This is a genomic window from Paenibacillus sp. FSL R7-0179, assembly GCF_038002265.1.
GTDB lineage: Bacteria > Bacillota > Bacilli > Paenibacillales > Paenibacillaceae > Paenibacillus_AQ.
Genome location: NZ_JBBOCC010000001.1, coordinates 411,644 through 431,427, shown reverse-complemented (window position 1 = coordinate 431,427; position 19,784 = coordinate 411,644). Strand labels below are relative to the sequence as shown.

19 protein-coding genes are annotated in these 19,784 nt (G+C 55.6%); 14 read left to right on the top strand and 5 right to left on the bottom strand.

Annotation, left to right across the window (positions count from 1 at the left end; translation table 11 throughout):
• Positions 1-108: 108 nt before the first annotated feature.
• Positions 109-3,198, top strand: a complete 3,090-nt coding sequence (locus tag MKX63_RS01815; RefSeq protein ID WP_341014867.1) for a DEAD/DEAH box helicase — start codon at positions 109-111, stop codon at positions 3,196-3,198.
• Positions 3,199-3,237: 39 nt separating this feature from the next.
• Entirely contained in the window at positions 3,238-4,290 is a 1,053-nt protein-coding gene (locus MKX63_RS01810; protein WP_341014866.1) for a hypothetical protein, read from the top strand.
• 1,107 nt (positions 4,291-5,397) lie between these two features.
• Here MKX63_RS01810 and MKX63_RS01805 read toward each other — a convergent pair.
• Both MKX63_RS01805 and MKX63_RS01800 read right to left on the bottom strand, forming a co-directional pair.
• Positions 5,398-6,060, bottom strand: coding sequence for a GTP pyrophosphokinase (locus MKX63_RS01805; RefSeq protein ID WP_051477780.1), 663 nt, complete (start codon positions 6,058-6,060; stop codon positions 5,398-5,400).
• Between the two features lie 284 nt (positions 6,061-6,344).
• Positions 6,345-6,722, bottom strand: coding sequence for a hypothetical protein (locus tag MKX63_RS01800; RefSeq protein WP_341014865.1), 378 nt, complete (start codon positions 6,720-6,722; stop codon positions 6,345-6,347).
• A 276-nt stretch (positions 6,723-6,998) separates the two neighbouring features.
• On the opposite strand from MKX63_RS01800, the gene MKX63_RS01795 reads away from it, so the two are divergent.
• Genes MKX63_RS01795 through MKX63_RS01785 form a run of 3 tightly spaced genes read left to right on the top strand, consistent with a single transcriptional unit; the run spans position 6,999 to position 9,039 of the window.
• Positions 6,999-7,829 (top strand): zinc ribbon domain-containing protein, encoded by an 831-nt coding sequence (locus MKX63_RS01795; protein WP_341014864.1) that lies wholly within the window; start codon positions 6,999-7,001, stop codon positions 7,827-7,829.
• Positions 7,830-7,865: 36 nt separating this feature from the next.
• Positions 7,866-8,684 (top strand): TrmB family transcriptional regulator, encoded by an 819-nt coding sequence (locus tag MKX63_RS01790; RefSeq protein ID WP_341014863.1) that lies wholly within the window; start codon positions 7,866-7,868, stop codon positions 8,682-8,684.
• A gap of 49 nt (positions 8,685-8,733) precedes the next feature.
• Entirely contained in the window at positions 8,734-9,039 is a 306-nt protein-coding gene (locus tag MKX63_RS01785) for a hypothetical protein (RefSeq protein ID WP_341014862.1), read from the top strand.
• A 332-nt stretch (positions 9,040-9,371) separates the two neighbouring features.
• Here MKX63_RS01785 and MKX63_RS01780 read toward each other — a convergent pair whose 3' ends face one another.
• Both MKX63_RS01780 and MKX63_RS01775 read right to left on the bottom strand, forming a co-directional pair.
• Positions 9,372-10,325 carry a diacylglycerol/lipid kinase family protein gene (locus MKX63_RS01780; protein ID WP_341014861.1) on the bottom strand — a complete coding sequence of 318 codons (954 nt, stop codon included), beginning with the start codon at positions 10,323-10,325 and terminating at the stop codon, positions 9,372-9,374.
• Between the two features lie 186 nt (positions 10,326-10,511).
• A complete protein-coding gene (locus tag MKX63_RS01775; protein ID WP_341014860.1) occupies positions 10,512-10,850 on the bottom strand; it encodes a DUF4870 domain-containing protein in 339 nt (112 codons plus the stop codon).
• A 487-nt stretch (positions 10,851-11,337) separates the two neighbouring features.
• On the opposite strand from MKX63_RS01775, the gene MKX63_RS01770 reads away from it, so the two are divergent.
• The 9 genes from MKX63_RS01770 (at position 11,338) to MKX63_RS01730 (ending at position 18,767) form a co-directional block, all read left to right on the top strand.
• A complete protein-coding gene (locus MKX63_RS01770) occupies positions 11,338-11,526 on the top strand; it encodes a hypothetical protein (protein ID WP_019913840.1) in 189 nt (62 codons plus the stop codon).
• Positions 11,527-11,934: 408 nt separating this feature from the next.
• Complete coding sequence (gene coxB, locus MKX63_RS01765) at positions 11,935-12,984, top strand: cytochrome c oxidase subunit II (protein WP_341014858.1); 1,050 nt, start codon at positions 11,935-11,937, stop codon at positions 12,982-12,984.
• A 128-nt stretch (positions 12,985-13,112) separates the two neighbouring features.
• Positions 13,113-14,951, top strand: a complete 1,839-nt coding sequence (gene ctaD / locus MKX63_RS01760; RefSeq protein ID WP_341018482.1) for a cytochrome c oxidase subunit I — start codon at positions 13,113-13,115, stop codon at positions 14,949-14,951.
• A gap of 6 nt (positions 14,952-14,957) precedes the next feature.
• Positions 14,958-15,584, top strand: a complete 627-nt coding sequence (locus MKX63_RS01755) for a cytochrome c oxidase subunit 3 (RefSeq protein ID WP_341014855.1) — start codon at positions 14,958-14,960, stop codon at positions 15,582-15,584.
• Between the two features lie 4 nt (positions 15,585-15,588).
• Positions 15,589-15,912 (top strand): cytochrome C oxidase subunit IV family protein, encoded by a 324-nt coding sequence (locus MKX63_RS01750; protein ID WP_341014852.1) that lies wholly within the window; start codon positions 15,589-15,591, stop codon positions 15,910-15,912.
• Between the two features lie 25 nt (positions 15,913-15,937).
• Complete coding sequence (gene ctaG / locus MKX63_RS01745) at positions 15,938-16,849, top strand: cytochrome c oxidase assembly factor CtaG (protein WP_445323471.1); 912 nt, start codon at positions 15,938-15,940, stop codon at positions 16,847-16,849.
• 36 nt (positions 16,850-16,885) lie between these two features.
• Positions 16,886-17,350: a DUF420 domain-containing protein gene (locus MKX63_RS01740; protein ID WP_036695274.1), complete on the top strand. Its 465-nt coding sequence runs from the start codon at positions 16,886-16,888 to the stop codon at positions 17,348-17,350.
• A 92-nt stretch (positions 17,351-17,442) separates the two neighbouring features.
• Positions 17,443-17,715 (top strand): hypothetical protein, encoded by a 273-nt coding sequence (locus MKX63_RS01735; protein ID WP_341014851.1) that lies wholly within the window; start codon positions 17,443-17,445, stop codon positions 17,713-17,715.
• A gap of 41 nt (positions 17,716-17,756) precedes the next feature.
• On the top strand, positions 17,757-18,767 hold the full coding sequence (locus MKX63_RS01730) for a phosphotransferase enzyme family protein (protein WP_341014849.1): 1,011 nt from the start codon (positions 17,757-17,759) through the stop codon (positions 18,765-18,767).
• A 198-nt stretch (positions 18,768-18,965) separates the two neighbouring features.
• Here MKX63_RS01730 and MKX63_RS01725 read toward each other — a convergent pair whose 3' ends face one another.
• Positions 18,966-19,748 (bottom strand): MBL fold metallo-hydrolase, encoded by a 783-nt coding sequence (locus MKX63_RS01725; protein WP_341014848.1) that lies wholly within the window; start codon positions 19,746-19,748, stop codon positions 18,966-18,968.
• Positions 19,749-19,784 lie beyond the last annotated feature (36 nt).

Genomic DNA, 19,784 nt, shown 5'->3' with positions numbered 1-19,784 from the left:
TGCCGCCGGTGCAGCTTCATAATATATTTCTCGCGCAGCAGGAGACAGTCTTCCGGAGTGGAAGGGCTGCTCTTGCTGTTTGCTCACAAGAATGGAGATTAACCAACAATGATTAAGCATCTGTATGCAATATGGTTAGGGGACGTATTATTCTGCTTCTCGGGCGAAACCTCCGAGCCGAAGGTGGACGCATGGACACGCGTGATCAAACGGCTGGAGCTCCGCAGCGGCTGGCGTCCTTTTGCGGGTGCTGCCCTGCGGCTGGCGGAGGTGAAGTATCCTGCAGCCGCTGCTGCGGAGGGCAAGCCGGCGCGGCGCGGACTGCCCGGACGCACGCTGGAAGGACTGGCGCTGTCGCCGAAGGATGCTTTCGAGCTGCTGCTGGCCTGGGATGAACAGGCCAGCCGTGCCCAGGGCATTGAGCCTGGAGGCGAGCTGCGCTACTGGTCGGCTGCGGCCCGTTTCGCGCTGGAGCTGATGGGCAAGGGCGGGATTGTGCCCGGTGCCCAGCCGCCGCGCAAGGTCGGCTCGCGGCGGCGCGGAGGCGAACAGGCCGCTGCCGTGTGCTGGTCACCGGCGTTCCGGGAAGAGGCGGATAAGGAGTTCTTCCTGCAGATGGCGGCCTCTATGCCAGTGCTTGCGCTCGGCACGCATGTAGCCGAGGAAGGCGACCTGTCCTCGCGCGAGGAAGCGGGCGGATATGTGCTGTATTCCTTCCTGCAGGCGGTCATGACTGCCGAGATTAAGAATGTAGTTGCCGCCCATGAGAGCGCGCTGGCGCCGTATAAGGCTAACTACCGCCGCGGCTATTCTCCGCTGACTGAGCTGTGGTGGAACAGTCTGCTTACCGGCAGCCGGGATATCCCCGTGCAGGGGACCCCGGCTGAGGTGACGGAGCTGCTGAGCGTGGTGAACGAGACGGCGGGCCATGAGGTGCCGCATTTCGAGACTGAGGAGGCCCGCAGCGGACAGCTTAGTCTGGGCCTGCGGCTGGAGCCGCCGGCGGAGGACAGCGAGCTGTGGCAGCTAACCTTCTGGGCGGAGAGCCGGGAGGAGGGAGAATTCTGGATTCCGGCGGAAGCGGTGTGGAGCAGCCGGGAGCGGGAGTTCACCCTGTGGGGCAAGCGATACCGTAATATCCAGCAGCAGCTGCTTGCTGCGCTGGGACGTGCGGCGAAGAGTTCGCCGGATATCCGGCGATCGCTGGCTGAACCGGCTCCGCGCGGAATTGATCTGCCGCCGGAGCGGCTGTATTTCTTCCTGAAGGAGAGTGTGCAGCAGCTGCGGGAGCGGGGAATTACCGTGCAGATGCCATCGCGCTGGAGCCGTGAGGGACGCCGGCGGATCGGCATGAGAATGAAGATGCAGCCGCCGGTTGGCGGCACGGATGGCCCGATTCAGCCGGCGCTGGGCATGGAAGAGCTAATCTCCTTCCGCATTGAAGCCTCGCTGGGGGATTCAGACATCACCGAGGAGGAGCTGAATGCTCTGGTGGAAGCGGGGGTGCCTTTTGTGCGCTTCCGGGGAGAGTGGATTGAAGTGGACCCGAAGGAAGTGCGTCAGGTCCTGAGATATATTAAGCGCGGCGAGAGCGGAGAGATGACCGCAGCCGACTGGATGCGCCTGGAGGCCGAAGATGGCGAGGAGCGGCTGTGGAAGGGCATGTCAGTTACCGGCATGGAGACCTCCGGCCTGCTGGCCTCCCTCATGCACGGCGATGTGCTGCGCGGGATGCCGCTGCGTCCGGTGCCGGAGGATCTGAACGGAACACTGCGTCCGTATCAGGAGCGGGGTTATCAGTGGCTTACGGCACTCAGCAATCTCGGCTTCGGCGTCTGCCTGGCCGATGATATGGGTCTAGGCAAAACCATACAGGTCATCACCTGCCTGCTGGACCGGGCGCTGAATGCCCCGCCAGGTGAGAAGCAGGAGCCAGTGCTGATTCTCTGCCCGACCTCGTTGCTTGGCAACTGGCAGCGTGAATTGCAGCGCTTCGCCCCTTCGCTTAGCCTGCACATTCACCATGGAGGACGGCGGGTGCGCGGTGAAGGATTCAGGGAGCTGGCGGCCGGCCATGAGATTGTGCTGACCACCTACCATCTGGCGGGCCGGGACAGCGAGGATCTGGCCGGGGTACGCTGGTCTACCGTTGTGCTGGATGAAGCACAGTATATCAAGAATCACCGCACCAAGCAGGCGCAGAGCGTCATGAAGCTGAGCGCGCCGCACCGGATCGCAATGACCGGGACCCCGGTGGAGAACAGGCTGGGCGAGCTGTGGTCGATTTTCCATTTTCTCAACCCCGGCTATCTGGGGACCTATCATTCCTTCCGCCAGCGTTATGTATCGGGAGAGGGCGGAGAACGGCTGCGTGAGCTGCACCGCTTAGTCTCGCCCTTCCTGCTGCGGCGTCTCAAGAGTGACCCGGATATCTCGAAGGATCTGCCGGAGAAGCTGGAGCTGAAGTCTTATTGTCCGCTTACGGAGACCCAGGCTTCGCTGTATCAGGGGGTTGTGGATGAGATGCTTGGCGTCATCGGCGAGCGCTCAGGCATGGCCCGTCGGGGGCTGGTGCTGTCTTCCCTGACCAAGCTGAAGCAGATCTGCGATCATCCCCAGCTGTTCCGCAAGGACGAGGGGCGGAGCCTGCGCAGTGAGCCTTCGGGCAAAATGGACGTCATGTTCGAGGTGCTCGACAGCATCTCCGAGCTTGGCGAATCGGCGCTGATCTTCACCCAGTATGTGGCGATGGGCGAGCTGCTGGTCAGCCGGCTGGCCCGAAGATACGGGCAGACGCCGCTTTTCCTGCATGGCGGCATCTCGAAGCGTGAGCGCGACGAGATGGTGCATGCTTTTCAGGAGGGGGAAGGTCCGGCCTTCTTCGTTCTCTCGCTTAAGGCAGGCGGCGTCGGCCTCAATCTGACAAGGGCTAATCATGTGCTGCATTATGACCGCTGGTGGAACCCGGCAGTAGAGAACCAGGCGACGGACCGCGCCTTCCGGATTGGACAGCACAAGAATGTACAGGTGCATAAGCTGATCTGCCAGGGAACGCTGGAGGAGCGGATCGATGAGCTGATTGAACGCAAAAAAAGCCTGTCCGAGCAGGTCGTCGGCTCCGGCGAGAACTGGTTGACCGAGATGTCTAACCATGAGCTCAAGGAGCTGATTGAACTGCAGGGGCAGGACTGGATGTAGATCGGGCAATAGATTGTAAGGTAAAAGGAGGAAGCACCTATGTATGAGCTGCTGGAGCTGCGGCTGGAGGTGCTGCCCGGGGTCATCAAGGCCACCGGCAGTGTGGGGCCTGCTGCTGAAGGAGCAGACAGACGCAGCAGCAAAGCCGGAGCAGAGATAGAGAAGCAAGGGGATATGGGCCGGTGGGCGGAACCGTTGCGGCAAGGAGAACAGACGGAGAAAAAGCAGTTGGCGGAGCAAGGGCAGGGAGAGCGGGTGGAGAATAAGCAGCAGGTGCAGCAAGGGCAGGGAGAGCGGGTGGAGAAAAAACAGCAGGTGCAGCAAGGGCAGGGAGAGCGAGTCGAGAAAAAACAGCAGGTGCAGCAAGGGCAAGGAGAGCGGGTGGAAGCAGAGCCGCAGGTGCAGCAGCAAGGACAGCAGGCGTCGCTATCGCAGGTGCAGCGGGAGGCTGTCACTCTACGCATTCCGCAGTGGACACCTGCCCGGAAGGATAAAGTGCTACATCAGCTCGCTGCGCACCCGGGTGAACTGTATGATCTGCTGCAGGGCAGCCTGAATGGCGGGCTTGCTGCGCTGGAGTTGCTGCCTGCGGATGATGAGTTGAGACTGGCAGCGGATGAACAGGGCACGGGTCTGCTGCCGGCTGAGGCACTGGTGGAGCGGATCAGGCAGCAGCTTACCCAGGAGCCGCTGCTTGCGTTAGCCCTGCGCGGACTGTCCAAGGAAGAGCTGCTCTCCGGTGTGTTCGCCCTGTGGGCGGAGCAGGAGAACGAGCGCAGTGCGGAAGAAGACGCGCCTGCATCTGTGTCGCTCGCGTCCGAGTTAGCCCGGCTGGAGCGCAAGGGTCCGGCTGTATCCTCTGGAGAATGGCTGGCCGAGGCTGCGGCTGAAGGCTCTCTGCACCAGCCGGGGCCGCTGTTTCATGAGATCTCCTCCCGTCCTTTTCCGGCAATGCCTGAGGTAATGGAACCGGAGGAGGATTGGAGCACACTCCTGCCGCAGACACCCAAGGCGCGTGAAGGGCTTGCGTTGCTGATGCGCCGGGTCTCGGAAGCTGCTGCTAAGCGCGCGGCGGGCTTGAATAAGTTGTAGCTGCACGGGGCGTGAGGTGGGCTTTGAGTAAGCTTTAAGTGCATGGATTTGTAGGTAAGCTTTGAGTAAGCTTTAGGCGCGTGGATTTGTAGGTGAGCTTTGAGTAAGCTTTAAGTGCATGGATTTGTAGGTAGGCTTGAGCAAGCTGTAGGCGCGTGGATTTGTGAGGTTGGCTTGAGCAAGCTAAGCTTTAGGTAACACAGATAGGTACAGTGGGATTGAATGAGCTATAGGCTACAATGTTTGTGCGGCGACTGAAGCTGTCCTTTAAGTAATCTAGAGGGTAAACTAGGCCAACTGGTGGAAATGAATCAGATGCCGGGACACGAACGCAATAGATGATCTTACAAGTAATATTGGTTTTGGGAGCAGTGCGCCGGGTAGGTTGCGGGAGGCTGCAAGGGAATGAAGGGGATAAATCCCTCTGAATCGGCCGGAAGTCGGCGGAATGGAGAAATGAAGGGGATAAATCCCTCTAAATCGGCCGGAAGTCGGCGGAATGGAGAAATGAAGGGGATAAATCCCTCTGAATCGGCCGGAAGTCGGCGGAATGGAGAAATGAAGGGGATAAATCCCTCTGAATCGGCCGGAAGTCGGCGGAATGAAGAAATGAAGGGGATAAATCCCTCTAAATCGGCCGGAAGTCGGCGGAATGAAGAAATGAAGGGGATAAATCCCTCTGAATCGGCCGGAAGTCGGCGGAATGGAGAAATGAAGGGGATAAATCCCTCTGAATCGGCTGGAAGTCGCCGTGCGGACATTTAGCTGATATTTAGCAGGCGGAAATGAGGAGCAGAAGTGCACCTGAATTAGCCCAAACCGGGCGGTAGGCGGAAATGAGGAGCAGAAGTGCACCTGAATTAGCCCAAACCGGGCGGTAGGCGGAAATGAGGAGCAGAAGTGCACCGGAATTAGCCCAAACCGGGCGGTAGGCGGAAATGAGGAGCAGAAGTGCACCGGAATTAGCCCAAACCAGGCGGTAGGGCGGTCCTCCCACATCAAGCCAGTAAAACAAAGGAGGAGCACAAAAGTGCCCCTCCTGTAGGCGGATAAAGGCCTGGCTGCGGCCATTTTGCCCTAAATTTATGTGTGTTCTGTGCTGCACAATTAAGACTCGTTGCCGCCGCTGCCTTCGGAAAGCTCCAGAATCTCCCGGCGCAGGCGGAGCATCTTCTGGTCCAGCTCATCAGCGGCGCGGGCGGCTTCCTTCAGCTCCTCGGCCACGTGGGAAGGCAGCTGTTTGTCGAATTTATAGTAGAGAATATGCTCCATGCTGGCCCAGAAATCCATCGCCAGGGTACGGAGCTGCATCTCTGCCTTCACCCAGCGGGTACCATCCAGCAGCACCAGTGGTATAGCCACGATAAGGTGCAGGCTCTGGTAGCCGTTCGGCTTCGGATGGGCGATGTAATCCTTAATCTCAAGCACACGGATATCCTCGCGGGCGCACAGGTGATCCACCAGCCGGTAGATATCCTTCACGAAGGCGCAGACAATCCGCATCCCCGCAATATCATGGATGTGCTGTTCCATATTATCCAGGTTCAGCTCATAGCCCTTGCGCTGCATCTTTTGCACAATGCTCTTCGGTTCTTTGATCCGGCACTTCACATGCTCGATCGGGCTGAAGCCGTCCCGCACCTGCCACTCGGTCCGGATGATATCGATTTTATTCTCAAGCTCATTCAGAGCATGGCGGTACAGCGCCGGCAAAGCCTTGAAATTCTCAACCTGCTTGGCAAAATCCTCGTTAATCTGCCACTTTTGCATATCCTTCACGTGGACCTGCAACTTGTTCAATGTTACTTGTGTACTATCATATTCTTCCACTGAAACTCTCCCGGTTTTCGTTATTTGTGACTGTAGACCATGAATGGATGACTGCGGCAATCGTTTGCAGCGCTAGCTGCGGTTCTGATTCTATTTTAACCGATGTACAGCCCCGGAAGCAAAATAAAACCGTAACCCTGGCCGAAGAGAAACATTCTTCCCTCCGGCGCGTATTAGCACAGTATAGGCATTAAGCCGTTCTTATGCCACAGCTTCGTTCATTCTTATTTGTTGGTGGGAGAGCCTGTGCCGTAACCTTCATCCTGGTAGCCCGTATTCTCCAGCTTCTGCAGGATGTTCAATCCTTCGATCTGAAGGCGGGTCTCGTCCGTGCCGTGGTCGTGCAGATACTGGAACAGGCGGATGGTGGCGTCATCGAACTGCTCTGCGGCATCATCATGATCGGCTGACTTGTAGGGAACCAGAGCACGCCGGAAGGTGTATTCATCCCCGCTGGCCAGATCGGCCAGGAGCTCCTGAAGCACGGTCAGCCCGTCACTGGACAGCAGAACCTCGTAGTCACTGGATTCGCCCCTCTCTTCCTGAATCAGACCGTGATTCACAGAGACGAAATATCGGTTAAGGTTATCGTTAGGCACCATTTATCCCTCCATCATTTTGATAATGTACGGGTACGCAGGAACGAAGGGGCAGCAGAAGGCAAGATGTATGATTGCTTCTCCGCAGCATACTCATTCCAATAAGAACGCTAGCCGCTCTACTTGGTATTTACCACATGACGACAAATAATGAATCTGCCGTGGACTTTTGGTATGATAGAATCACGTTTCCGCTGCTGCATGGAGCGGCAATCGGAATGGAAGGATATACGCGGCTGCGAATCAGCCTATTCTCACTCTGGAGAAGGAGGAACTACAATGAATTTACTGCAACGCATTAAAGACGGTGCCAGCCGGGTGAGTGAAAAAGCGCAAAGCTCGGTGGAAGTGAGCAAGCTGAATGGGCAGATTTCAGATATTGAGCATGAGATGCAAGTTGAATTTCTCAAAATGGGGAAGCTGTTCTACGAGGGATATCGTTCAAGGGATATGTCGGTGGCTGAAGGCCAGATGATCGAGCTTGCGCGGGGCTGTAACAAGCTGCAGGAGCAGATCGAGGACGTACGCTCTAGAATTGCCGAACTGAGAAATGAACGCTTGTGTGCCTGCGGTCAGATCGTAGGGCTGGATGCCAATTTCTGTCCGCATTGCGGACGTAAGCTGGAACCACGCAAGCCGGAAGATAAGGAAATTTCACTGCGTAAAGAACCGTCTTCGGCGGCTGCTGCTGCCGCAGCGCCGTCTGCGGTTACCGTACATACGGTGCTGGAGCATGAAGATGAGGAAGACCAGTACTACGGCGAGGAAGAGCTGACCGAAGCGGAACGGGAGCTGGCGAGAAGACCCGAAGCGCGTGTGCAGTATGCAGAGGTACTGCCCGAACTGGAGGAAGAGGCAGAGCTGGGGGAGGCGGACCGGATAGCTGCAGGTTCTGACCGGAGCCGCCGGGAGGCAGATGAACTGGAACGGGAACGGGAGCGGCAACTGGAGCTGGACCGCCGGATCAGGGACTGGAAAGCAAGTGAGCCAGCCGAAGAACGCGTAGCCGGAGATGCGGATACACGGGAGGTCGTGAATTGTCAGATCTGCCGCGCCGACTTGCCGAAGGGCTCCATGTGGTGCCCGCGCTGCGGCTCGGAACAAATATAGACAGTGTAGTACTGACAGCTTAGGGGGACAACATAGATGGAACAGTTGCTGCTGCATCTGCGCAATTTGGGTTTCACAGAGATGGAATCCAAAATTATGGTTGAGCTGGCCACCAAGGGCCAGGCTTCGGGCTATGAAGTGGCAAAGCAGCTAGGAGTATCAAGATCGAACGTATACGCGGCGCTTCAGCGCCTGACTCAGCAAGGCTACGTGCGCTGCGGAGAAGGGGAGCCGGCACGCTACAGTGTGCTGGACCCGGAAGAGCTGGCCACGATGATATCCGGCCGGGTGCAGGCCTCGCTTGCCTATATGGAGAGTGAAATGCCGCGCGGGGGTCCTGTCAGCCCCTCTTTCTACAACGTGGAGGGTGACCGGAATGTCATTGGAGAGCTGGTCCGCCAGCTGAATCTTGCCGCTCAGGAGATTGTGGTGGATGTGTGGCGGGAGGAAGCCTCGCTGCTGCGCAGTGAGCTTGAGCAGGCGGAGAAGCGCGGAGTGAAGCTCTTGTGGGCTTTTGACGGCGGCGATGCTGTACCGGCACCTTATCCGGTATGGCCGCCCCTGCCGGGCAAGCCGCAGCGCAGCGGAGGCCGTAAGTTCTCCTTCGTCGTGGACCGGAGCTGGTGCATGCTCGGTATGCGTTATGAGGACGGGAGCGCCCAGGCCGTGATTACCGAGCATCCGGTGCTGGTGGAGCTGTTGCTCAAATCTTTTACACAGGAATTGGTACTGTTCGAGCTTGAGGAAGATATGGGCCCTGAACTGCAGCGCCGCTACGGGGAGCGCTACAGCCGGATTTACAGCAAATATGTGCTGCATGATCAGGAGGAATCCGGGGAAGAGCCGGAGGAATAGGGCTTGGGTAGTAAGTGCCCAAGTTCACTAAGCAAGGGAGGTGACAAGCATGGAGTGTATTGTACATTTTGAAGTGCAGCATGCAGATGGCGTCAAGCCGCTGCGCGGACTGCTGTTCCTGGAAGAGGGCAAGACCCCGGGAGAACGGGAGCTGGTGGAGATGTTCAAGGACATGAAGTTCAACGTCCGGCTGGATAATCGGGAGAAATGGATTTTCAAGCCCGTGGCTCCGGGAGAAAGTTATTCCGAGATCCGCATTACCAGCTTTGACAACGGGAAGAAAAACAGCAAGCCGGAGGGTGAGCTGAAGTCGATTGTCGGCAACCTGCTACCCCAGAAGCCAACAGGGCTGTAACCGGAGCAGCGGGGTTCCAGATAACAAAGAGCAGGACCAGGGGAATACCCGGGGCCTGCTCTTTGTGTTGGGAGAAATATCATTCCAACTTCTTCATTAGGCATAGCCATCTGCTTCTAACGGACCTGAGAGACTCTATCCCTTGGAAAACACCACTTTTGGTGTCTTGACGGACCGAGGAGACCTTAAGGTAGCTCAAAACGATATGTAAAGCAGTATTTCAGAGAATAAGGTCCGTCGTTACTTGTCTGATTTATGACTTTCATCGGGAATAAGAGCGCCTCAGTCCGTTACGCGGAGCCGCATATATGCCCAGCCCCGCCACACCCGTCTTAGATGCTGGCGTGACAGGACCCGGGCCCGGCTTCGCCCAGCGCCCCGGCTGCTGCCAGCGGCGAGAGCACGCGCAGCGCGCCCGGCTCGCAAGCCACGGCCAGCGGCGCCGTGCCGAGCGCTTCGCCGTCGCCGATGGCGTGGCGCGGCTGCGCGAAGTGCACGGCTACGCTGCGTCCGCGCAGCATCGTGACATAGGGCAGCTTCGTATGCCTGCCCTTCACCACCGTCGGGAACAGCCGCAGCAATTGCCCGCGGCTGACCCCGTGCACGACGCAGACGTCAAGCAGGCCGTCGCCTGATTCCGCCTGCGGGCAGATCAGCAGCCCGCCGCCGTAGCTCGGCAGGTTGCAGACCGAGACCAGCCACGCCTGATCGAAGGCCTGCTCCTTGCCGTCGCAGGTCACGCTGACGCGGCAGGGCTTGAAGGTCATCAGCGTATGCAGCACGCCGATGATATAGGCTAGGCGCCCGGCGCCAATGGCGTTACACAGCCGCTTGTAGCGGCTGCCGTTCACATTGACGGCTACCTGCGCGTCGAAGCCGCTGGCCACCGCGGTCAGGGTTAGACCACCTGCCGCGTGAAGCAGATCGGCTTCGAGGCAGCGCTCTTGCAGCGCGTAATCCAGCGCTGCCCCGGGCGCGAGCGGGATGCTGAAGCCGCGCGCGGTGTCATTGCCCGAACCCGCCGGGATGACGCCCAGCGGGACACCCCTGCGCCGCAGTGCGCCCAGCACACTGTGGATCGTGCCGTCGCCGCCGACAACAATGGCGGCGCGCCAGTCGTCGCGGCGGGCCAGTGCGTGAAGCATCTGGCTCTCTGCGCTGTCAGCGCTCTGGGTGAACAGCGCTTCATACGGAACAGCCCGCGCCGCAAGCAAGGCTTGTACGGTGTGCCAAGTCCGCAGGCCCGCTCCGCCGCCGGAGCGGGAATTGATGATAAACAAATACATGATGCTTCCCCCAGCCTGTAGATTCCTGAATGTCTTATCCCATTGTAAGGAGCGGGCAGGCAAAAGGGAAACTATTTTGAAATACAAGAAATTATAGGTTTCACACGATAACTTATCCTTCTATTTCTCGCCGAACGGTGCCGTCCTTTAAAAGGACGGTACCGTTTTCACTTGTGCATTACGGAGCTACAGCTGCCGCAGCTGGCTCTCGGCGATTTCCCCCACCCAGGGGAGCTTGAACCATCTGCTGCCCAGGGCATGGTAGATCATCAGGAGCCAGACGGCGAAGCTGCAGAGGGAGATCAGGGCGCCCGCCAGATCCCCGATAAGCGGAATGAAACCGCTGAGTACATGGGCGATCATAAGGGCTCCGAAGGCAATCAGGGATTGAAGCGAGTGGAACAGGACGAAGCGGCTGCGCTTCTCCAGCGCGAGGAAAATAATGGCCCCGATGAACGGGAAGAAATAACACAAGGCGGCAGCAAGGTTATCGGGCAGTCCGGTGGAAGATCTGAAAGGCGACAAAGGGCTCACTCTCCTTCCCTACAAGCCTATGAGGTGTCCAGGAAAAGTATGAGCTGTGCGGGGCTGCTGTCCAATAATTTCTGGGGGTACGGGGCATACTATTGCCAGGTTCCGAAACGGGAGGGCAAGCATATACTATAAAAAATTTCCATTTGCATTTTTACATGGAAAGGTGGAAGTTCATCTGGAATATGATACAATATAACGATAAGGCCCGAAAGGAGTGATTCAGCAAGTGGCTCTTCGGGTAATTAAAGTGTCAAGGTGTCTTTGCAGTGGGACATCCTTACTCTCAGCCCAAATCACGACGAACCTGCTTCACCGGCAAGGCGGAATTCCAAGTTACTGGAATGGTAGTCTGAACGGGTAATGCAAGCCGCGTATGTGTAATGGTTCTTAACTTGCATTTCAAGGTTACGGCGAACTTTTCATCATGCATTCTCTACAACGGAGCATTCATTTTCAATGTTTTGGGAGGGAACTGATCATGGCAAGTAAAGGTCATAACGAAGTCAAGGAAAGTCTACGGGAAATGACACGTATTTTCCGGCCCAAAGATCCCAAGAAATTTGTGAAAGAGTACGTCCGGAAGTATCGGATCACGGGAGGCTATGAAGAAGAGCTGACCATGGTTGTGGAGCATGAACTGGTTAGAATGAATTCTTCCGTCTCCTGAAGAAGCGGGCAGATTCTGTTTCGTGCTGTGTGATACCTACAACTATATATGTAAGCTACATTCAAGCGATAACATCCATGAGGATTCTCATAAACCGTGCCCGGGCAGCCTACTGCTTCTGGAATCGGTTTTTTTTGTATGCCCATTTCAGATTATCTTCGTATGTCAAATGAATGTTTAGACACAAATACATATGAATACGCTTCAAAAGTAGTTTAACAGTTTTTCTGTGAAATTGAAAGCGCTTATAAAATCAGTGTTGACAAGCTTTCCGCGACTTCAAAATGATTTTGTGAATTTGTTGTGAACGATTGACAAAACCGTAGACCGAACTTATATTAATAGTGATTGTTATAATTGACAGGAAAATACTCTATTCTACGAATTCGGGAAAAGCGGGGTAGATCAATGATGAAAACGTGGCAGGCTGGTAAGCGGCTTCTTCCCATGACCGCAGCACTTGGACTCCTTCTGGCCGGATGCGGGCGGGAGGACTTGTCGGTACTCAGACCGCAGGGACCCGTAGCGGAAAGCTCTTACGGACTGATGAAGCTGTCAATCACGATCATGATTGTGGTGCTGCTGATCGTCTTCTCGATTGCGGCTTATGTATGGATTCGCTTCCGCCGGAAGAAAGATCAGGATGAGATCCCGGAGCAGGTGGAGGGCAGCTTCAAGCTGGAGGTGCTATGGACGGTCATCCCGCTTATTCTCGTCATTGTGCTGGCGATTCCCACGGTGAAGGTGGTGTTCGCTGCCGGCAATGATCATTCGGATGACAAGGACGCCATCAAGGTCAAGGTGACCGGCCACCAGTACTGGTGGGAATTCGAATATAAGGATTACGGAATAACGACTGCGCAGGATCTGATTATTCCTACAGGCAAGCATATTGCCTTCGAGCTGAGCACGAAGGATGTGCTGCATTCCTTCTGGGTACCCTCGCTGGCCGGGAAAATGGACACCAATCCCGACGGCACGGTGAACCGCTTCAGCTTCAGTGCCCCGAATGAAGGCGTTTACCGGGGGAAATGTGCAGAGCTGTGCGGACCCTCCCACGGGTTCATGGAGTTCAAGGTGAAGGCTGTCAGCGGTGATGCCTTCGAGAAGTGGATCGCTTCGATGAAGGCACCGGAGTCGGTGATGCCGGAAGACCCGGTACTGGCTGAGAAGTTCAAGTCCCAGTGCCTTAGCTGCCATGCGATTGGCAGCATGCCTGCATCACCGGTCGCTCCCAGCCTGACCGGAATTGGTTCCCGTGAATCCGTTGCCGGGATTTTGCTTAATGATGACACCCGCGAAGACGGAGCACCGGTCCTGGAGAATCTGAAGACTTGGCTGCATGATCCGCAGAGCGTGAAGCCCGGCAACAAGATGCCGAATCCGAAGGATAAGGGCTTAAGTGATGAAGAGATCGACGGCATTGCCGAATTTTTGGCCGGTTATACGCTGGACTAGGGGCCAATGACTGAAGCGGAAGCAGCATATTTGATAAGGGGGTACGTTCTTTGGCTCACGCAGCGCAATCCTTGCAGCCCTCCCAGCCCTTGCAGCCCGGCCACAGCGCCAAGCGGCATACCGGGCTGATGGACTGGATTACCACCGTCGACCACAAAAAAATAGCCATCCTGTATCTATGGGCAGGCGGCCTCTTCTTCGGCATTGGAGGTCTGGAGGCCATCCTGATCCGTATTCAGCTGATCAAGCCGATGAATACCTTCCTGGATGCCCAGACCTTCAACGAACTGATTACCATGCATGGCACGACCATGATCTTTCTGGGAGTCATGCCGGTTATTTTCGCGCTGATGAATGCGGTGATTCCGCTGCAGATCGGCGCGCGCGATGTTGCCTTTCCTTTTCTCAACTCGCTGGGCTTCTGGACCTTCCTGTTCGGCGGTCTCTTGCTTAACCTCAGCTGGGTCATGGGCGGTGCGCCCGATGCGGGCTGGACGGCCTATACCCCGCTATCGGGTAAGGGCTACAGCGCCTCGCATGGGGTGGACTTTTATACGATAGGACTGCAGATTGCCGGTCTCGGCACCCTGATTGGCGGGATTAACTTCCTGGCTACCATCATCACGATGCGCGCACCGGGGATGTCCTTCATGCGGATGCCGATGTTCGCCTGGGCCACCTTTATTACCTCAGCTATTATCCTATTTGCCTTCCCTGCGGTTACCGTAGGACTTGTCCTGCTTACCTTCGACCGGATTTTGGACGCCAACTTCTTCGATGTTGCCGGAGGGGGGAACCCCGTGCTGTGGCAGCATATCTTCTGGATCTTCGGCCATCCCGAAGTATACATTCTGATTCTCCCGGCCTTCGGGATCATCTCCGAGGTCATTCCGACCTTCTCGCGCAAGCGGCTGTTCGGGTACAGCTCCATGGTCTTCGCGACGATTCTGATCGCCTTCCTGGGCTTCATGGTCTGGGCGCATCATATGTTCACCACCGGCCTCGGTCCGGTAGCGAACGCCTTGTTCTCTGTCTCTACCATGCTGATTGCCGTCCCGACCGGGATCAAGATCTTCAACTGGCTGTTCACCATGTGGGGCGGACAGGTACGGTTCACGACTCCGAATCTGTTCGCGGCCGGGTTCATTCCCACCTTCACGATGGGCGGGGTAACCGGGGTGATGCTGGCTTCCGCGCCGGCAGACTTCCAGTTCCATGATACGTACTTCGTGGTGGCGCATTTCCACTATGTAATCGTTGGCGGTCTGGTGCTCGGTCTGTTCGCCGGACTGCACTACTGGTGGCCGAAGATGTTCGGACGGATGCTCAGCGAATCCTTGGGCAAGTGGACCTTCTGGACCTTCATTATCGGGTTCCACTTAACGTTCTTCGTGCAGCATTTCCTGGGACTGATGGGGATGCAGCGGCGCGTATTCACCTATTTGCCGAACCAGCAGTTCGACACGCTCAACCTGGTCAGTACGGTGGGGGCGTTCCTGATGGGAGTGGGCATGATTATCTTCCTTGTAAATGTATTCTTGACCTCCAGACGGCCGGCGGATGCGCCGGATGACCCGTGGGAAGACGGGCGGACGCTGGAATGGACGATCCCTTCGCCGCCGCCGGAATATAACTTCAAGCAGACGCCGCTGGTGCGGGGCCTGGATGCTTTCTGGAAAGAGAAAATGGCCGGGCATAAGGCGATGACCCCGGCAGAGCCGGTTGGCCCGATTCATATGCCGTCGGCCACGATTCTGCCGTTCCTGATGTCCGCCGGTATCTTCATTGCGGGCCTCGGCTTCATGTTCAGCCGCGATGAATTCAGCAGCAGCATCATGAGTTTCCTGTTCAATAACTATATTGTTACGGCGCTGGGGCTGCTTATTACCTTCGGATCGATGCTGATGCGGTCGCTGTTCGATGATCACGGCTGGCATATTGAACCCGAAGAGCTGGAAGGAAGGTGAACAGAGATGACAACGGCACATGCTGAAGCAGCGGACGGTACACTCCCGCATGAACCTGAGAAAGCGACCCTGGAAGGACGCAATAAAGTGCTGGCCTTCTGGCTGTTCCTCGGGGGGGAAGCGGTGCTCTTCGGCACCCTGTTCGCTACCTTCCTGGCGCTGCGCAATCAGACGAATGAGGGACCCTCGGCGGCTGAGCTGTTCCACCTGCCGCTGGTTGCGGCAGCGACGCTGCTCCTCCTGGTCAGCAGTCTGACCAGTGTGTTCGCCATTCAGGCCATGCACCGGGGGAATGTGGCCCAGCTCCGGAACTGGCTGCTGGTAACCGTCCTGCTTGGTCTTGCATTCCTGATCCTGGAGATCTACGAGTTCAGCGTTTATGTCAGACATGAGGAATTCGGGATGACGACGAGTGCGTTCAGCTCGGCCTTTTATACGCTGGTCGGGTTCCATGGTGCTCATGTGGCGTTCGGGATTCTGTGGATCGCCGTGCTGATCGGACAATTGCTGCATAAAGGCTTGACGGTCGTTACCGCACCGAAGATTTACGTGTCGGCAATGTATTGGCATTTCATTGATGTGGTGTGGGTCTTTATCTTCACAGTCGTATACCTGCTCGGAAAGGTGGGGTGAAGCCATGACGACGAAGCAGCCTTCTACAGATTCTGCGGTGAAGCACCGGCACCGTCCGGAAGGACCGCAGCGGCATATTGTGGTGTTTGTATTCTCCGTGGTGCTGACGCTGATCGCTTTTGCTGCAGTGGCGGCCGGAGGAGTGAATGCTACCTTTGCGATCATCCTGCTGCTGGTAATGGCTGTGCTGCAGGTGTTCCTGCAGATGGGCTTCTGGATGCATCTGAAGGACAAAGGGCATATGCTCCCGATAATCTTCATGCTGGGCGGTTTTTTTATCGCAGGCACCTGTATTGTAATGGCGCTCTATTGGGTATGGTGGGATTAATTCTATCTCCGGGGAGGTCTTGAGGATGATACCGGGATTGCAATATTTCAGCTTTGCGGAACTATGGAGTCCGCTGTTTCTGGCCCTGATGCTCCTCCTGACTGCCGGATATTTTGTGCTGATCGGTCCGCTGGCCTCCCGTTTTGAGGTCAGCACTGCAGTCCCCTTCTGGCGGAGGGGGCTGTTCTTATGCGGAATGCTGGCCCTCTATCTGGCGCAGGGAGGCCCGGTCAGTCTGCTGGGGCATATCTTATTTTCCTTCCATATGGTCAGTATGGCCTTGTCCTATCTGGTGGCGGTCCCGCTGATTATGCTCGGTATCCCCGACTGGTGCTGGCGCGCTCTGCTGCGGGTGAATCCGCTGAAGGGACTGGCTTTTCTCGCGAAGCCGGTGGTGGCGGCCCTGCTCTTCAACGGCCTGTTCTCGCTCTACCACATCCCCGCCATTCATGATTATGTCATGCTGCATTTCACCGTTCACCGTCTGTATTATGGCGTTCTGTTCCTGACCTCGGCGCTGATGTGGTGGAATCTGATCAACCCCTTGCCGGAATATAGGGCGCTTAGCGGTCTGGGACAGGTGGGCTTCATCTTCCTGAACATGGTGCTGCTGACACCGGCCTGCGGGCTGATTATTTTTGCAGGCTCCCCCCTCTATGCTACGTATAGCGACCCGGGCACCTGGGCGAAGGCGATGGGCTACTGTGTTCCGCAGAGTCCGGCTGCCTTACTGCAGGCTTTTGGCGGTCCCGGCTTCTTCGGATCTCTGTCCCCCAAGGTAGATCAGCAGGTCGGCGGCATCGTGATGAAGTTCATTCAGGAATTTATTTTCGCCTCGATGCTTGCTTATGTGTTCTATCATTGGTATAAAAAAGAGAACGGACAAGAGGACACCGAGGTGTCCGCGTCACCCTCTGCACTGGCGGAGGAGGTCTGAACTATAATGAGCTGGTAAGTACCGAGGGGGATATTCATGGATATTTTCACATTGTTTCCTACGATCAGCACATCGTTCATCGTCATAAGCGCGGTGCTGGTGGCCATCGGCTGGAGACAGATCATTCAAGGCAAACGCGAAGCGCACAAGAAGACGATGATTGCGGCTGCGGTGGCAGCGATTCTGTTCTTCCTGGTGTACTCGTCAAGAACAGTGTTCGTAGGCAATACCTCCTGGGGCGGCCCGGATGAGCTGACGACGATCTACCATGTCTTCCTGATCTTCCACATCGTGCTGGCTACCGTCGCTGCCGTATTCGGCATTACCACACTGACGCTCGGCTTCAAGGCCAAGTATGCCAAGCACCGCAAGTGGGGCAGAGTGACCGCCGTCATCTGGTTCATCACTGCCATCACCGGAGTCGCCGTCTACGTGCTGCTGTATATCTTCTATCCGGGCGGCCACACGAAGCCTGTCTGGGAGATCATCCTGGGCGCTTAAGCGAGGGGAAGAGTAGCCTGAGGTGAAAAGGAAAAAGCCTGTCCATCTGCCGCTGCTGCGGGGGAGGGGTGGGCTTTTTTAGGATTAGGGGCTTGGAGTGGGCCGAATGTAATCGAAAAACCGATCACATTGGGCTGGTGGCGAGTGTGCGGGAGGAATGTAATCGGAAAACCGATTACATTGGGCTGGTGGCGAGTGTGCGGGAGGAATGTAATCGGAAAACCGATTACATTGGGCTGGCGGCGAACCTGCGGGAGGAATGTAATCGAAAAACCGATCACATTGGGCTGGTGGCGAGCCTGCGGGCAAAATGTAATCGAAAAACCGATTACATTGCGCTTGGGATTGCACTCGCCAAGTGTTAAGAATAACAATGCAGTTTAATTTCAATCACTAAGGAGAAAACATGGACCCACACATCAAACGAATGTTCCTGGACGAACATGCTGCTGAAGGTGCTAGGCGCTTTGGGATTAAACCTGAGGATCTGACCTTTATTGGCGGCTTTCAAAACTTTATTTATTCTTATATTCGAGATGAATCCCAATATATTCTCCGATTTACTCCTGGCACGCTTCGTACCTCCGAGGGAGTTGCAGCCGAAATCGAATGGATTTGTTACCTTGCGGAGAAGGGGGTATCAGTTTCAGCTCCGGTTCAATCGGTGAATGGAAAGGATTTTGAGCGTATTCATGGGAATACGATGGATTTTTACGTATCAGCGTTTAATTATGCACCCGGCACAAAAATCGGATATCCGGAATGCCTGGGGAATCCAATGCTATATGAACAATGTGGCCGTATTACAGGCCGTCTTCATGAACTGGCTAAGCGGTACAAACCGGTATTCAGAAGACATACCTGGGAGAGTAACGAATACCTGGTACGGGCGAAAGATTATTTACCGGCAGAGCTTGGGCCCATTTTACATGCCCTTGATGAACTAAAAGCAGAGTTGGCCAGTCTGCCTGTCACCTCAGATAATTTTGGTTTAATTCACGGGGATATCAACGTAGGCAATTTCATGGTAGATGAGTCAGGGCAGATCACGCTTTTTGATTTTGATGAGTGCCAGTACAGCTGGTACGCTGAGGATATTGCTATCCAGCTCTATTATTTACTATATGTATTTGGGGAAGATTCGAGATCTGAACGTAAGGCGCAATACGAGCTGTTTATCCGGCATTTCGAGCTGGGCTACACGGAGGATGGCCGGCAGCTCCCCGGTGGCTGGAAGAGTCAGCTGGATTTGTTTCTTAAACTGCGTGAGATTATCGTAGTTGTCGGCATGCACCGGAGTTGGGATTTAACCCAGGCTGATGATTGGACCCGTGATTTCTTGCAAGAGAGTACAGTGCGTATTACCAAGGGGATTTCGTTAATTGATGGGTTCAGCGAAGAGGAGCCACAATCATAGTTGGAAAAAGCACACTTAATTTCAGCGATACAGACGGTTGCAGGTAAGCAATTGGAAAAAGTCCACCTAATTCCCCGGAAATCATTGAATTGGACGAAATTGTAGAAATTAAGTGTCGTTATTCCAACTGTTGTCCGTGAATGGGGCGGTGCAGTCAAAATAGATGGACAAAATCCACTTACACGCCATCGGCTGCGTTCAGAACTGTACACTAAAGCCATTAAACCGGTGGATTCCTGTTCCGAAATGATCAAGTCCTTGCTCTTGCAGATATACCGCCGCACGCTTCGCTTCTTGAAGAATCTCAGGTTCCAGTCCAAGCGTATAATGAGAGCCGTATACTTTGCGGACGCCGCTAATCTCTGAAATGCGTATCAGGGAACGCGTCAGATCAGCGGGATTCGTGGAAGGGTAGAAGGCGTAGACGGGCATGGTGTCATAAAGCAGATCGCCGCTGAACAGGAACCCCCGCTGATTGTCAAAAAAGCATAGATGGCCTGGCGAATGCCCGGGCGTATGATATACCGTGATCATCCGCCCGCCGCCCAGGTCAACCGTATTCCCGTCATGCAGCAATCCTGCCGGTTCCCCTTGAAAAGGTGTGTAGGTAGAGGGATCGAACCCCTCAGGTGTCTGGCGTGTGATATCCCGGCCGATATTCTGCCTAATCTGCTCCAGGGACAAGCCTTGAATACCGTGGATTAACCAGTGCTGATCTTCTTCATGCACCAGAATCCGCTCGAATTCCCCATGATTGCCTATATGATCAGTGTGAACATGAGTAGTAAGGACATCTATGGGCAGCCTGGTTAGCTGGCTGGTGATGCTGCTGATATTCCCTATGCCAAGCCCTGTGTCGATTAGTGCAGCTCGGTCTGCTCCGAGTAACAGGAAGGAATGTACCTGTTCCCAATGACCGTATTCGCTGATGGCGAAGGTTGAATTATCGATTGCTGTAACTGTGAACCAAGGATCGTTCATTACACATCCCTCCAATAATTAAAGATACTGTATATC